At 46.2% G+C, this 13,954-nt stretch carries 15 protein-coding genes; 6 read left to right on the top strand and 9 right to left on the bottom strand.

The features are described from left to right. Window positions 1-9: 9 nt before the first annotated feature. From IQ263_RS06085 to rsmA, 5 genes are all read right to left on the bottom strand, one after another. Complete coding sequence (locus IQ263_RS06085; RefSeq protein ID WP_194066627.1) at window positions 10-735, bottom strand: hypothetical protein; 726 nt, start codon at window positions 733-735, stop codon at window positions 10-12. Window positions 736-917: 182 nt separating this feature from the next. Then, complete coding sequence (locus IQ263_RS06080) at window positions 918-1,532, bottom strand: DUF488 domain-containing protein (RefSeq protein ID WP_194066626.1); 615 nt, start codon at window positions 1,530-1,532, stop codon at window positions 918-920. A 183-nt stretch (window positions 1,533-1,715) separates the two neighbouring features. Beyond that, window positions 1,716-2,069 (bottom strand): DUF3082 domain-containing protein, encoded by a 354-nt coding sequence (locus IQ263_RS06075; protein WP_194066625.1) that lies wholly within the window; start codon window positions 2,067-2,069, stop codon window positions 1,716-1,718. Window positions 2,070-2,274: 205 nt separating this feature from the next. Next, window positions 2,275-3,252, bottom strand: a complete 978-nt coding sequence (ispE, locus tag IQ263_RS06070; RefSeq protein WP_194066624.1) for a 4-(cytidine 5'-diphospho)-2-C-methyl-D-erythritol kinase — start codon at window positions 3,250-3,252, stop codon at window positions 2,275-2,277. Window positions 3,253-3,531: 279 nt separating this feature from the next. Further along, window positions 3,532-4,356, bottom strand: coding sequence for a 16S rRNA (adenine(1518)-N(6)/adenine(1519)-N(6))-dimethyltransferase RsmA (gene rsmA / locus IQ263_RS06065; protein WP_194066623.1), 825 nt, complete (start codon window positions 4,354-4,356; stop codon window positions 3,532-3,534). Window positions 4,357-4,633: 277 nt separating this feature from the next. On the opposite strand from rsmA, the gene galK reads away from it, so the two are divergent. After that, on the top strand, window positions 4,634-5,713 hold the full coding sequence (gene galK, locus IQ263_RS06060; RefSeq protein ID WP_194066622.1) for a galactokinase: 1,080 nt from the start codon (window positions 4,634-4,636) through the stop codon (window positions 5,711-5,713). Between the two features lie 205 nt (window positions 5,714-5,918). Here the strand turns inward: galK and IQ263_RS06055 are convergent, their stop codons facing one another. From IQ263_RS06055 to IQ263_RS28230, 4 genes are all read right to left on the bottom strand, one after another. Next, entirely contained in the window at window positions 5,919-6,611 is a 693-nt protein-coding gene (locus IQ263_RS06055) for an SRPBCC family protein (protein WP_194066621.1), read from the bottom strand. A gap of 665 nt (window positions 6,612-7,276) precedes the next feature. Further along, complete coding sequence (locus IQ263_RS06050; RefSeq protein ID WP_228049830.1) at window positions 7,277-7,705, bottom strand: photosystem I reaction center subunit PsaK; 429 nt, start codon at window positions 7,703-7,705, stop codon at window positions 7,277-7,279. Window positions 7,706-7,855: 150 nt separating this feature from the next. Beyond that, complete coding sequence (locus IQ263_RS06045; RefSeq protein WP_194066620.1) at window positions 7,856-8,068, bottom strand: chlorophyll a/b-binding protein; 213 nt, start codon at window positions 8,066-8,068, stop codon at window positions 7,856-7,858. Window positions 8,069-8,463: 395 nt separating this feature from the next. Then, a complete protein-coding gene (locus tag IQ263_RS28230) occupies window positions 8,464-8,601 on the bottom strand; it encodes a hypothetical protein (RefSeq protein WP_228049827.1) in 138 nt (45 codons plus the stop codon). A gap of 21 nt (window positions 8,602-8,622) precedes the next feature. Here IQ263_RS28230 and hflX point away from each other — a divergent pair, with 21 nt between their 5' ends. The 5 genes from hflX to IQ263_RS06020 all read left to right on the top strand — a co-directional run bounded on the left by hflX (window position 8,623) and on the right by IQ263_RS06020 (window position 13,935). Then, complete coding sequence (hflX, locus tag IQ263_RS06040; RefSeq protein ID WP_228049826.1) at window positions 8,623-10,197, top strand: GTPase HflX; 1,575 nt, start codon at window positions 8,623-8,625, stop codon at window positions 10,195-10,197. A 486-nt stretch (window positions 10,198-10,683) separates the two neighbouring features. Then, on the top strand, window positions 10,684-11,094 hold the full coding sequence (locus tag IQ263_RS06035) for a PEP-CTERM sorting domain-containing protein (protein WP_194066619.1): 411 nt from the start codon (window positions 10,684-10,686) through the stop codon (window positions 11,092-11,094). A gap of 189 nt (window positions 11,095-11,283) precedes the next feature. Continuing rightward, window positions 11,284-11,544, top strand: a complete 261-nt coding sequence (grxC, locus tag IQ263_RS06030; RefSeq protein ID WP_194011375.1) for a glutaredoxin 3 — start codon at window positions 11,284-11,286, stop codon at window positions 11,542-11,544. 59 nt (window positions 11,545-11,603) lie between these two features. Next, on the top strand, window positions 11,604-12,563 hold the full coding sequence (gshB, locus tag IQ263_RS06025; protein ID WP_194066618.1) for a glutathione synthase: 960 nt from the start codon (window positions 11,604-11,606) through the stop codon (window positions 12,561-12,563). A 232-nt stretch (window positions 12,564-12,795) separates the two neighbouring features. Beyond that, window positions 12,796-13,935 carry a Gfo/Idh/MocA family protein gene (locus IQ263_RS06020; RefSeq protein WP_194011377.1) on the top strand — a complete coding sequence of 380 codons (1,140 nt, stop codon included), beginning with the start codon at window positions 12,796-12,798 and terminating at the stop codon, window positions 13,933-13,935. The last annotated feature ends 19 nt before the right edge of the window (window positions 13,936-13,954 follow it).

Genomic DNA, 13,954 nt, shown 5'->3' with positions numbered 1-13,954 from the left:
AAAATGTCATTATTTCTTTTTATTCCTTCTCTGTGAACCCCTTTTCGCTAGGTGCTTAATTTCACTTTCACCTCCTGCAACTTCTAATGTAGCGTCTACTTCTTCTATGATTTCTAAATCAACAACTTCAACACCGCCCTCGCTGATTGTTTCCGCTATCTCAACCTCCTCCAAATCCTGCTGATTTTCGATTAAATGCACCTCTAACCCAGCATCTATAATCGGCAAATCATCAATTTCTTGACTAATTTCAGCTTCTCCAATTCCATCCTCAATTTCCGCCGCCAAATCTTCCTCAATGGCTGGAATAATTTGAGTTGCTCTAATTTCCTTCTCTACAAGCTGCGCCGATAACTGCTGATTTTCCCTTAACAATTGTTCAATTTTAGTCGCTTGAATTCTCAGCTGTTCATTCAAAAGACGAATTTCTCGATTTTGCTGCTGAATCATATCTTCGCCCTCAGCAATCGTGCGATTCCTCTCTAATATCACCTCATTTCTCGTTTCTAATTCCAAAGCGCTCATAGCTGCTTTAATCACATTATAAAAATGCGGCTTAGAAACATCAATTTGTTTAGCATTATGGCGACTTTTTCCCAAAAGCCCAATCTTTTCGCCTTGCTTAACAGCTAACACAAAACCTTGATGATTTTTAATTTTTAATTCTTTGACAAAATCAACTTGAACTAAACTACAAATATATCTGTGACAGTCATAATAAAATTCTGCTTTCATAAAAAAGCACTCCTTTCTGCTACAGTGCCGAAGAATTATACCACGAAGAACGTTAAATCTAGAATAAAATTTTAAACGCTATGGTGCGCGCCGATCGCCCTACGATACTGTCCAATGTATGAAATGTCAAGAGTTGCTGCTATAATTCATCAAAAATAAAGAATGTATAGCCGATAATTGCCTTATTTACTGATATATGCCCTTGTCAATCCGTAACGATAATAAGCTGTTTCTAAATCAACTATTTCATCAACTTGAGGTGCTAATTCAAACAAGCTTAACTGAATTGGCAGCTCGTGGTTTTTTGCTTGGTTAAACTTGCTCAAAAGTCTTGCTTCTAAATCCTGGTGCGACTCTAAAGTTCCATCGGACAGAATGTGCTTAATTTGCAAATTAAATGCTTTGAGTTTGTGGCAAACTAAAATAGTGCGATGACAAGTTATCGGGTCTTTTTCGGCACACATTAAACTGATTTTATAATTGGCTGCGCCTTTGAGCAAGCGCTGAATTCCGGCGGAAAATAGAGGAGTTGCTGCTATGCGATCGTACAAAGCTTTACCCTCAGTATCATAACAGCTTAAATCTTCCGGTCTCGCACCTAACTCTTTGCCTAAAAAAACATATTGAATGCGGGCTGCTGACAAAAAAGCGGTAATTTCTGATTTATTGAAATGAGGTAAATAGCGGCTGAAAGGATGCGATCTCACGTCCGCAACCGCTGTTATTCCGTGTTTTTTCAGCAGCAAAAGAAACGATTCAATACTCTGATTGGAGTGTCCGATCGTAAATAATTCCATTGCTTCTATAGCGGTTCGATCGCGTTGTGAGGTATGCCCTGCGCGGGCCAATGCCCTGCGCGGGCCGGTTGGGCCGGTTTGGCCGACAGCACCTCATCTTTCTGATAAAGGCTCTATCTGACTATTCAGTTTTTGCGAGGGGGACGAGAGTTTGTTTGGCCCGATGGTTTCAACCTGTAGACTTCAAACTGTGGGTTTTTTCCCCAATTTTTGAATCCAAATTTGCAAACCCAGCAGCATCAAACCGACAGCCGCCAGTCCAAATACGCCCATACCCAAAGCCGTCATTCCCACTACCAAAGTTCGCACGGCGACACTAATTTTAAGCACAGCAATATTGCTGGACTGCACCGGCTTGCTAGCAAAACTTAGAGCGATCGACATAGTTAGCGAATACAAAGCAAAAGTTAACGCGCTTGCGATTAGGGAACCCGTTATGCACCGCAAAACTGTAGGCTGTCGCCCAGATGCGGGCGCTGCATCCCCAGCAGAATTTAGAGGTTGAGAAGTAGAATTTGGATTAGTTAAATCAGTCATGGCGATTTGAGATTTTAGATTCTTCGACTTCACTCAGAACAAGTATAAGATTTTAGATTTTTGGTGAATTAACCAAACTAAAATCCGTGTTTCATGCCATTTTATCAGTTCTTCTATCTCAATAGACTCTACGCAAAGTTAGATAGATCGGACTCGATCGCCCTAATTGGCCAATTAGGGCGATCGCGATCGCACCACCTGCGAGTTACACCCTCGCAATCGGCGGTTTTGTATCGTTTCCCTCCGAACAAATCCGAATCCCAGTATTGCTAAAATTTGCTACCCAAAAATCCAAATCGGGAGAAGCGATCGCACTTTTCACCCGTTCCACAATCTGCTGAGCCTGCTCTTGAGACTCGCAGAGTGCAAACACCGTCGGCCCGGAACCCGACATCATCGTTCCCAAAACCCCCGCCGACTCAAATGCTTCCCGCAACTGCAACACCTGCGGGTACACGGGTAAAGCCACTTTTTCTAAATCGTTGTGCAGCAATTGACCAATTTTCGATCGATCTTTTTGGGCGATCGCCCCCACCATCGGCCCCGAGTGCAGCCGTTCCCGGCGACAGTCCAAATCCTCCGATCCACAATAGGAACTACTGAACTGCTGGCGATAAGTTTGATACGACCATGCCGTAGAAATACTGAGATTGCGGTACTTCGCCAGCACCACAGAAAAACCTCCCAAATCCGGCAGTGGCGACAGTTTATCCCCGCGACCAGTTGCCAAAGCCGTACCTCCACCAATGCAAAAAGGCACATCCGAACCCAAAGTTCCCCCCAACTCTTGCAACTCCGACTGAGTGAGTCCCAATTGCCAAAGCAAATCCATCCCGACTAAAACCGCAGCCGCATTTGCAGAACCGCCGGCGAGCCCCGCCGCCACCGGAATCTGCTTGTGAATCGCAATCTCGACTCCGCCGTATTTTGCCAAAGCATCGGGGAATTGCTGCGCCAGCAAATCCGCCGCCCGGTAAGCCAAATTATTTTTGTCAGGAGGAACTTGCGGGTGATCGCAACGCACGCGAATCGTGTCGGTACCAATCGCGCGCAAGTCAATTCGATCGGCCAAATCTATGCTTTGAAGTACCATCGCCAGTTCGTGATATCCGTCGGGGCGATCGCCTATTATTTCCAAATACAGATTGATTTTTGCTGAAGCTAGGAGAGAATATGAACGCATAGGTAATTAAGCCGCAGGTGAAAGAAACACCTGGTTGAAATTAATTGATACCAGTCCGAGTCCATTTTCTCACAACTCAAAGGAAATATTATGCAGGATCGGCAGTCATTAGTTATTGGTCATTAGTCAGCAGTCATATCACGTCCGGTCGGTCTATCGAGCTAAAATTAGTTCGTAGTGCGGAATGCGAGTCCGATCCAAGTTGCGGACTCGCATTCCGCACTACGAACCAAACATTTTTGTTATTAATCTACCGAATATGATATCATTAGTGATTGGTCAGTGGTCATCCGAAAACAAATTATTGCTCAAATTTACCCATTGATCCACGCTCAAATCTTCAGCGCGAGATTGAGGATTTATCTGTAAATTTTCTAACAATTGAACGAGCTTATCTAAATCCACAGCCCCTTTCAAATTATTTCGCAGCATCTTGCGCTTGCTGCCAAATCCCAACTTCAATAAAGTCTCTAAATAGCGTGGATTAACAGCCGTAGTTTCTATCTGTCTAGGACGCAGCCGCACCACGGCAGAATCGACTTTTGGAGGCGGATAAAAATCTCTAGAAGGCACATCACAAACTAACTCGCATTCTGCTAAATATTGTACCCGCACCGACAAAGCGCCAAAAGCTGTAGAACCCGGTTTAGCGTAAAGTCTTTGGGCGACTTCTTTCTGCACTAACAGCACGATCGAATCAAAGGGTTTAGCAGCAGGCGCAGATATCGTTCCCAGCAGTTTTTGCAGGATCGGGCCGGTGATATTATAGGGAATGTTGGCAACAACTTTATTGGGATTTTGGAATTTTGGAAAGGCTGTTAGTTCAGCATCTAAGTTTATTTCCAAAAAATCGCCCTGTAGCAGTAAAAAGTTGTCGGTTTTGCCTAGTTGCTTGGCTAGTTTTAGGCACAAATCTCGATCGATCTCCACCGCAACAACAGACTCAGCCTCCGGCAGCAAGCGCCGAGTCAGAATCCCAGTGCCCGGCCCGATTTCCAGGACGCGAGAACCATCCAAATTCGCTGCTTTGACAATCCTATCTAAGGCTTTCTCGCTTTTGAGCCAATGTTGAGCAAACTGTTTCCGGGGTCTGGTCGATCGCATTTTTTGAATTGCTGGGAGAAATCTTAGCCTGTCATTTTATCACAACCTCATATTTTTTCCTCACCTACAGCCATGTTGATTTTTGTTAACATGGCTTGAATTAACCAAAAAACTTAGGCACTATAAAAGCAGCAACGATAAAAAATAAATTTATTTCTTCCCAATTACCAGCAGCACGACACGGAAGTCACGGATACACAGATAGCTATTTTTCCAAATAACCCATAACAACTAACCAATAACAAATAACCAAGAACCAATTAGCAATTCCCCAAAAATGAATTTCCAACGAGTATTTGGTACATTACCCAAAACCCAAGCCAGCGCGCCCGGAAGAGTAAACCTGCTGGGCGAACACACAGACTACAACGACGGATTTGTACTGCCGACGGCAATTCCCCAGCGCACAACAGTACAAATTGGCTTCAGCAGCGACGATCGCCACCATTTTTATTCAGCAGAATATGACGAACTCATAAATTTTTCAGACGACGATACCATACCGCAAACATTCGTAACTTATATCTGCGGCTGCCTCAGACTTTTAGAAAAAGAAGGATACAAAATACCGCCAATAAATCTTTACATTACCTCCAACGTGCCGATCGGCGCAGGTTTGTCCAGCAGCGCAGCCTTAGAAATAGCCACCCTCAGAGGAATGCGCGCTTTGCTCAACCTCCCCCTAGACGACGTGCGGCTAGCTCAAATCGGACAGCTAGCCGAAATCCGGTACGCCGGTTTGAACTGTGGCATCATGGATCAAATGGCATCGAGTTTAGCAGACACCAACACCATGCTATTTCTCGACACCCGCAGCCTCAAATACCGCCCGATACCTTTTCCTCCTGACACCGAAATTTTAGTAATTGACAGCGGCGAAAGCCACCAACTAGCAGCAGGAAGCGGCTACAACAAGCGGCGCGCTGAGTGCGAGGAATCCGCCCGAATATTGGGAGTTAAAGCTCTCAGAGATATCGCCGATCCCAAAGCAGTGGAAGTATTGCCCGAACCCCTCAGAAGGCGAGCTCGCCACGTCATTACCGAAAACAACCGGGTACTGCAAGCGGTAAAATCTTTGTCAGCAAAGCGTTTCGGCGAGTTAATGAATGCTTCCCACGCGAGTTTGCGCGACGACTGCGAAGTTTCAGTGCCCGCTGCAGACACGCTGGCGGCCATCTTGCAGTCAATCCCCCGAGTCTTCGGTGCAAGGCTGACGGGTGGAGGTTTTGGCGGTGCTTGCGTTGCGCTCGTCGAGACAGGTAAAACGGATGTTATCGCAGCAGAGGCGATCGATCGATACCAGCGTGCGGGTTACAGCGGCCGCGTTTTAGTTCCCGAAGTTAAACTTAATTATTAATAACCTCTTGCAAAAATAACTAGGGCAGGCTTTCCGGCCCATCCCACAAGAATTATTTTTTATTGTGGGGTGTCTCGCCTGCCCTATAAATTGATGAAAAAAACTTTTGCCAGAAATCTATTGTGGATGTTGTGAATCTTGGATTGTTGGTAAAACCCACCCCGGAGCGGAATTACAATTAATTTATCCGATGCGATCGCAATTATTACTTGCGGCCAGAAGATTGACCGGCCGTCGTAGCTATTTCCCCAGCTTCCATAAACTGCTTAAACCGGCGCAAATCGTCAGCAATTTGCTGTTCTGGGACTTCCCCAAATAGCTTAGCCGCTGCACCAGCAATCGCACCGCCCGGAGGGTTGTATTCGATCGCAACTTTGACCTCAGTACCGCGTCCTGCAGGTGCTGGTTGAAAGCGTACAAAACCCGAATTCTCAACATCCGCGCCTTCCACAGACACCCACGCAATTAATCGATTTTCTTCTTCGCGGACAATTTCTGCATCCCATTCTACACTATTGCCGATCGGCGCGCTGGCAATCCAGTGAGAACGCTTGTCATCTATTACCGTAACGTGTTTGAGATGCTTCATAAACCGAGGTAAATTTTCAAAATCGCGCCAGAAACGGTACAATTCATCAGCCGGTTTGTCGATCGTCACCGTCTTTTCAACTTTAATGCTTTGATTGGCATCTGCAGCCGACTGCAAACCCTCCGCAACCCCCAGCCCGCGCGCCGCCAAACCGCCACCGGCAACCGCCAGCAAAGCACCTCTCAAAGAACGCTGCGACAAACCAAACAACACCAGCGCCCCGCCACCAATTAACGAAGCCCAGCGTTCGGTATCGCCAGTGTTAGTTTGGTTTTCTTTGTCAGAATTTGCGATCGAATTAGAATCCATTGTTTTAAACCTCATCTATTAATCGAAAAATAGCTAAACGCCGCTAGTCGGGCAGTTCTGCGGCACGCTGCCCACCGTTGGGCTATCATTGAATAGTTTGAATTGCTTTCGCATTCAACAAATCTTCTTCCCCAATTCTGGATCGGCGTGGATTGCTTCACTGCTGAAACTTCTACGCTCAGGCATTTTGTTTTGACAAAACCCGATTCTTTAAAATCTATCTCTCTTTCCCGGGCTCCTGCGTCTGTCTAAAGTAGTTAAGTAGCTGGACAGAATTAATTTAATAAAATTTCACCTAAAAGTCTGTAAGCGTCCAAAGCCTTTTTGTAATTAATTTTTTCCGAACTTAGATAGTATGGTCTGTCAGACCCTTACATTTGCTCCGCTATTTCCAGCCAACAATCTGATGCACCATACTGTAACTCTTGCACTCACGCACAAATCATCTAAAATTATCTGCGTCAATCGATGTTGCATCTGCCTTTCATCTGCGGTTTATGTATTGAACGAAAACTTATGAAGAAGTCTACTACTGATTTGAGACAAAGTTTAGATACAAACCTAAAATTAGGGGTGAGTCCATTTCACTAACCCCTACAAACTTTCTGCGGATTTCACTCTATCCATTAAAGGAAAAATTCCCCAAAACAGCAGCGCAATTGCTCCTAAATATACTTATCGATGCCCATCGTCAAAATCATTAATACTCCTAGAATGTGACCGGCGCTCATTGATGCCAAAAATGCGGGAACACTAACATTGTTAAACAGAGACGGGAAGGGCAAAGGCATTTTAGGGCCGACGTGGGGATGCCAAATTACGCGGCTCAGAACTAGCAATGCTAAAATATTGCAAACAAACATCACTATCGGCTTTTGCCAGTTTCCTGATGCTGTGTCAGTCAGAGCTGATTCTACTACTGCCAGTAAATTTGAGTCGATCATCGTTGATGCTCCTATTTTTCCTATACAATCAGAGGTTATCGATGAAATTTCTTGCCAAAAATACAGCAGGGGCGATCGCATCTCAGGAATAAATATCTGTTTTGCTCTTAATATTCGCTGCGCCAGCGATCGCGCCCCAACTGCAATCATCAAGTCACAGCAATAAATCTTTATAATGCCAGTCAAAAGTAACGCAAGCTACAAACGAACTAAATTATACTCGCTGCTATTTGTAACTTTTAGCCGGTCTGGCAGTTGTGGCATTTACTCATACTGCCAGACCGGAAACAATGCTCGTTATTAGCGAGCAATATAGGTAGGCAGAAAGTGAAGGATGTCGCGTAGAACGCTATATCCAGCCAAGTCCCAGAGCAAATAAGCTAAGAAGCCTATCATCGCTAAGCGGCCGTTCCAAAGTTCTGCTTGCGGGTTGAAGCCAAACAAAAAGGCATTGCGATCTTTGCCGTTGTAAGCATTAGTGGTTGTAGGTACGTTAGTAGGACGAGTTTCCATGTTTTTACATTCCTTAACAATGTTTCGCTTATCATAGTAGCGACCTAATTTTTAGTTTGCTATCTGTCTCTAGGCTCAAGATACACACAAGTCTAAAGGAGGATTCTGAAACACAAAAATATGTGTTAAGTTTTGTTAACGTTTTTTTTTAGCGATCGCCTGTATCAGCAGATACAAAAGACAAGTACAAGTTGAGACTGCTGTTGTCAAAGGAAGTGTCTCATGGCAGGAATGGTAAATTTAAACTTCAAACCACAACACGATCGCCCGGAGTTAAGTAAAATATAAGATTCACAGAGCGCGAGGGAGAAACAGTTATCGAAACCATCTACGGCAATCTTCAAGGTTTAAAGTCCAGCCAGCTCAAGCAACTCGAAAAGCTTTACCACCAGCGACTACCGGGCGATCGCATCACCACGGCAGAATTCGCCCAGCGCGTCGCAGCCATCAGCACCGAAATCGACAAACCAATCTGCACCTACATCAACCGTCGCGGACAAGTAATTCGCGTCGGCGTAGGTACACCCCGCCAAACCCAAATTTCGCCCCTAGAATTGCCCCGATACGGCGGAGGTCGCCTCAGCGGCATTCGCTGCATCGCCACCCACCTGAAGCCAGAAACCCCAAGCGAAGCAGCTCTCACAGCAATGGCAATTCAGCGCCTAGATGCCCTAGTGTGGCTGACGCTGACCGGCGGAGGATTTCAGCGTCGCGGCGGCGGTGCGACAGGTTACATCCAAGAAACTTATCTCGTTCACCTGATACCTCAAGGAGACCGACCAAATTTTGAGTTTTCCGTGTTAAGCGCTCAGTTACAAAAATCTGCAACTGATGAAACTGATGAAACTGATGAAATAGAAGAGTCTTCAGTTCAAAACTCACCAATCAAAACTCAACACTTTCCCTGGACAATCTCAGAACCGCTGAATTTGGACGACCTCGCAGACCAAGATTTTCAGGAGTTGGTGGAAGGACTCGAAGCAGAGTTTCAAGCAGAGTTTGTCGCCAAGCAGGTAGATGCAGACCAAGACAAAGTTCTGCTGGTAGGTGTAATGACTCAGCAGATGACTCTGCTGGATTTTGAGGACGGACTCGCAGAAATAACGCGGCTGGTGGAAAGCGCCGGGGGTCAAGTTCTGCAAACAGTGCGCCAAAAACGATCGCGCCCCCATCCTCAGACAGTCGTTGGCGAAGGCAAAGTTCAAGAAATTGCTCTCACCGCTCAGACGGTTAGCGCTAACCTCGTGGTATTCGATCGCGACCTGGCACCCGCACAAATACGTAACCTAGAAACTCTTCTCGGCATTCGCGTAGTCGATCGCACGGAGGTAATTCTGGACATTTTCGCCCAAAGAGCGCGATCGAGCGAAGGTAAATTGCAAGTCGAACTCGCTCAACTACAATACACCCTGCCCCGACTCAGAGGGATCGGTCAGGCCATGTCAAAGCAGGGCGGTGGCATCGGTACCAGAGGCCCTGGGGAAACTAAACTAGAAACCGAACGGCGGACGATCGCCAAACGCATTACTCGATTGCAGCAAGAAGTAAATCAACTCCTCGCTCACCGCTTCCGGCTGCGGCAGAACCGGCACCACAATGACGTACCCTCAGTCGCCATCGTCGGCTACACAAACGCCGGTAAATCGACTCTGCTCAACCTGCTCACCAATTCCGAGGTCTACGCCGCCGACCAGTTATTTGCCACCCTCGACCCCACCACCCGCAAGCTGACAATTCCTAGCGCCGAGGGCAGGGAACTTTTGTCGCTCGTCCTCACAGACACAGTGGGCTTTATTCGCGAACTGCCCCCCTCACTGATCGACGCTTTTCGGGCTACCCTCGAAGAAGTCACAGACGCCGACGCTTTACTGCACCTCGTCGATCTCTCCCATCCCGCATGGCAAAACCAAATTCGATCGGTCATGAATATTTTGACAGATATGCCCGTAACTCCCGGGCCTGCTCTTGTAGTTTTCAACAAAATCGATGCCGTAGATGAAGATAGACTCGCTCTGGCACGAGAAGAGTTTCCTCAAGCCGTATTTATTTCGGCCGCCAAAGGTCTCGGATTGGAAACTCTGCGCGATCGATTAGCGCAACTCATTGAATACGCCCTCTATCCTCGGTAAATACTTAAATATTCCTTTTAAGTAGTTGACAGTCCCGAATACACGTACATATACTGAGGACAGTTGCTATCGCAGCATGAGACGATAAAAGAGTAGTCAGATTGTGCATTGCCAAGTACGATAAAGCAGAGCTAGTTTGCGAGGAGTTAAATAATTAATTTCAGGAGGTGGCGGTACTGGTAACAACACTCTTTGTTAATGACTGTAACTGCTGGTGGTGGAGATGTTGCCAGAAGATGTTGCTCGATCGCTTCCTACAAAGCACTAAGTAACCTAGTGCCAACCACGAAGTTCTCGACCTCAAGGTGTAAGAAAATAAGATTATTAAAGTGTTTGGGCGACCTCCCCAAGCGCTATACTATACTATACGGGCGCGACAAAAGCATCCATCTATTGTAATAACTCTAAAATCCTTACCAACCCCGCAACGCTCATCTCTAGCACTATTTCTAATTTCCGATTTTACCACTTTTTAACTAAATAGTTATGTGTACGCCACTGGCAAAACTAGCAATCGGACTCTCTGCCACAATGGCAACAGGGTTCTTCTATTTGGCTGCCGCCCCTCCGGGTGTAGCACAGGTAGATGTGTGCGGGCCGGGAAACTTTTCAAGCGCCTGTAGCCCTGACAATTCCCCAAGCCCGACACCACCATCAAGCCCATCCATAGAGTCTCTGCGCTCTGGGACACAAGCATCAGACGCGGTAGAGAAATCGCCAGACCCACCGCCGGCACAATCGCTGAACTTCACAAAAATATACACCAACAACGCCACCCCGCAGAGAGCAGCAACATCTATCCCAGAACCGGGCACTGTGGTAGCACTCCTAGTGACAGGCGCAGGAATCATCGGTTCCGGCAGAAAACGAAACAAGCAGGTCGGTCAGTCACGATAGACCGATCGTGCTGCTAATTGTCAAAATCTCTCCGTTTCAAGAAGGGCGGATATTTTGGTATTTTTAGACAAATTTAAAAAAAGTTGTATAAATAATAACATTACAGGTCGCTGGCTACAACTATATAAAAATAAAAATAAGATTGGTTAAGATTACAATAAAAAAATATTGTTATTGTTTGAGCGCCCGATGACCCCTAAAGTAGAAATTTACACTTGGAGAACCTGCCCGTTTTGCATTCGGGCCAAAGCACTGCTGAAGCGAAAAGGGGTAGATTTTACAGAGTACGCGATCGATGGAGATGCAGCAGCACGGGACAAAATGAGCGATCGAGCCAAGGGAGGCCGCACCCTGCCCCAAATCTTCATTAACGACCAACACATAGGCGGCTGCGACGAACTCCACGCACTCGATGCTCGCGGCCAACTCGACCCGCTGCTGGCAAAATAAACATTAGTCCATCGCTTACCAAATTTTCCTCAAACCAATTCATAAGTGCCAACTGAACAATGAAATTTGCATTCATCATCGATTCCCTCGCGCGACTAATTCCAGGACACGATACCAGCGTAGCGCTGATGGAAGCCGCTCAAGAATTGGGTCACGAAGTTTGGGCGACTCAAGCCAACGAATTAAGCGTCATCGACGGCAAAACCTGGGCTACCCTCAACCGGGTAGCCCTAACCCCTGTAAAAATCGTAGAGGGACGCTGGGAAGCAGCTCAGGTGTGGTACGAAGTAGAACAGCCTACTTTCGGGCCTCTCGAAGCAATGGACGCAGTATTTATGCGGACAGACCCCCCTGTCAATATTCCTTACCTTTACGCTACTTACCTTCTAGACGGCATCGATCCCGCTAAAACTTTGGTAGTTAACAGCCCCAAAGGATTGCGCGCAGCCAATGAAAAAATGTATGCTTTGCAATTTGAGAACTCGATCCCCGAAACAATTGTTTCTCAAAATAAGAGGGTAATTAGGCAATTTGTTGAGAAAAAAGGAGCGGCAGTTCTTAAACCATTAGGTGGGAAAGCTGGCGAAGGGATTTTGTTATTGGAAGCGGGCGATCGCAATCTCAACTCCCTAGTCGAAATCAGCACTCAACAAGGGCAAATCCCAGTGATGATTCAGACATATCTGCCCGCAGCAAAAGACGGAGATAAACGAATCATCCTCTTAAACGGCAAGCCCATCGGCGCTGTCAACCGCATTCCCACCGGCAACGAATTTCGTGGCAACATGGCCGTCGGCGGCCGAGTCGCACAAACAGAAATTACCGATCGCGAATATCAAATTTGCGCTGACTTAGCACCGGTACTGCAACGGGACGGACTGTACTTTGTTGGCATTGATATCATTGGCGGTTATCTCACCGAAGTTAATGTCACCAGCCCTACAGGGATCAGAGAAATTGACTTGCTTGACGGCGTTAGTTTGGGCAAACAAGTAATTGAATGGGTAGTTAGTCATTAGTCAGTAGTCAGTAGTCATCAGTCATTAGTTATTAGTTATTGGTTATTGGTTATTGGTTATTGGTTATTGGTTATTGGTTATTGGTTATTGGTTATTGGTTGCAGCTAATAACAACTAACAACTAACAACTAACAACTAACAACTAACAACTAACAACTAACAACAGTCAACAGTCAACAGTTAACAGTCAACAGCCAACAGTCAACAGTCAACAGTCAACAATTATTAAATCATGTCAAAAATTGGCGTTGCAATAGTCGGTACAGGTTTCGGTCAAAAAGTGCACCTTCCCGGATTCCAGGCACACCACCGGACAGAGGTTGTGGCTGTTTACCACCGGAATTTAGACAAAGCTCAGGCGATCGCCAGCACCCACAACATCCCCTATGCTTGTAACTCGATCGCAGATATAGCAGCCATCCCAGAAGTAGCGGGAGTCAGCATTTCCACCCCGCCATTTTTGCATTTTGAAATGGCAAAAACCGTCTTGCAAGCAGGCAAACATTTATTATTAGAAAAACCGACAGCCCTCACAGCTTATGAAGCCAGGGAACTTTACCGATTAACAAACAGCGAATCTCAAACTAATGTTAACAACAGTGGTTCGAGAGCAATTGCCACAATGGACTTTGAGTTTCGCTTCATCCCCGCATGGCAAATGCTAGCAGAATTATTAGCAGCAGGATATGTAGGAGAAAACCGTTTAATTAAGATTGATTGGTTGGTGTCTGGGCGCGCTGATGCTGCTCGCCCTTGGAATTGGTACGCGCAAAAAGAGCTAGGTGGCGGAGTTTTGGGGGCGACAGGTTCCCACGTTTTTGATTATCTTAGCTGGCTGTTCGGGCCCGTGCAGAGGCTTTCTGGGCAATTGATTACAGGAATTTCGGCGCGACCAGATCCGAAGGATTCGGGAAATTTAAAACCTGTTGATGCTGATGATTCTTGCACGTTGATGTTGGAATTGGCCGGGGGAATGCCTTGTCAAGTTTGTTTGAGTTCCGTTACTTATCAAGGGCGGGGACATTGGGTCGAAATTTACGGGAGTAAGGGTACTTTGGTATTGGGAAGCGACAATCAGCAGGATTACGTCCACGGATTTCGTTTGTGGGGTTCCCAAGCTGGAGAACCTTTAGCTGAAATTAAGATTCCTCAAAGATGGGAGTTTCCTCAAGTTTATCCAGACGGGAGAATTGCACCGTTTATTCGAGTAGTGGATAGGTGGGTAGAAGCAATAGATGCGGGGAAATCTTTGATACCGTCGCTCAAAGAAGGAGTTTACTCGCAGTTGTTGATGGATTTGACTCAGGAGTCAAATGCTACGGGAACTTGGGTGGATGTACCGAATTTAGATAAATTTTTGGGCAGTAAGTAAAATTAAAAACTCACAAAGT

The organism is Tychonema sp. LEGE 06208, assembly GCF_015207505.1.
In the GTDB taxonomy this organism is placed as follows: Bacteria; Cyanobacteriota; Cyanobacteriia; order Cyanobacteriales; family Microcoleaceae; genus Microcoleus.
This window is presented reverse-complemented; position numbering and strand designations above follow the sequence as displayed.

Excerpts from the sequence above, each read along its gene's own strand:
- IQ263_RS06085 (WP_194066627.1), bottom strand. The coding sequence starts at position 735 with ATGAAAGCAGAATTTTATTATGACTGTCACAGATATATTTGTAGTTTA.
- IQ263_RS06080 (WP_194066626.1), bottom strand. The coding sequence starts at position 1,532 with ATGGAATTATTTACGATCGGACACTCCAATCAGAGTATTGAATCGTTT.
- IQ263_RS06075 (WP_194066625.1), bottom strand. The coding sequence starts at position 2,069 with ATGACTGATTTAACTAATCCAAATTCTACTTCTCAACCTCTAAATTCT.
- ispE (WP_194066624.1), bottom strand. The coding sequence starts at position 3,252 with ATGCGTTCATATTCTCTCCTAGCTTCAGCAAAAATCAATCTGTATTTG.
- rsmA (WP_194066623.1), bottom strand. The coding sequence starts at position 4,356 with ATGCGATCGACCAGACCCCGGAAACAGTTTGCTCAACATTGGCTCAAA.
- galK (WP_194066622.1), top strand. The coding sequence starts at position 4,634 with ATGAATTTCCAACGAGTATTTGGTACATTACCCAAAACCCAAGCCAGC.
- IQ263_RS06055 (WP_194066621.1), bottom strand. The coding sequence starts at position 6,611 with ATGGATTCTAATTCGATCGCAAATTCTGACAAAGAAAACCAAACTAAC.
- IQ263_RS06050 (WP_228049830.1), bottom strand. The coding sequence starts at position 7,705 with ATGATTGCAGTTGGGGCGCGATCGCTGGCGCAGCGAATATTAAGAGCA.
- IQ263_RS06045 (WP_194066620.1), bottom strand. The coding sequence starts at position 8,068 with ATGGAAACTCGTCCTACTAACGTACCTACAACCACTAATGCTTACAAC.
- IQ263_RS06035 (WP_194066619.1), top strand. The coding sequence starts at position 10,684 with ATGTGTACGCCACTGGCAAAACTAGCAATCGGACTCTCTGCCACAATG.
- grxC (WP_194011375.1), top strand. The coding sequence starts at position 11,284 with ATGACCCCTAAAGTAGAAATTTACACTTGGAGAACCTGCCCGTTTTGC.
- gshB (WP_194066618.1), top strand. The coding sequence starts at position 11,604 with ATGAAATTTGCATTCATCATCGATTCCCTCGCGCGACTAATTCCAGGA.
- IQ263_RS06020 (WP_194011377.1), top strand. The coding sequence starts at position 12,796 with ATGTCAAAAATTGGCGTTGCAATAGTCGGTACAGGTTTCGGTCAAAAA.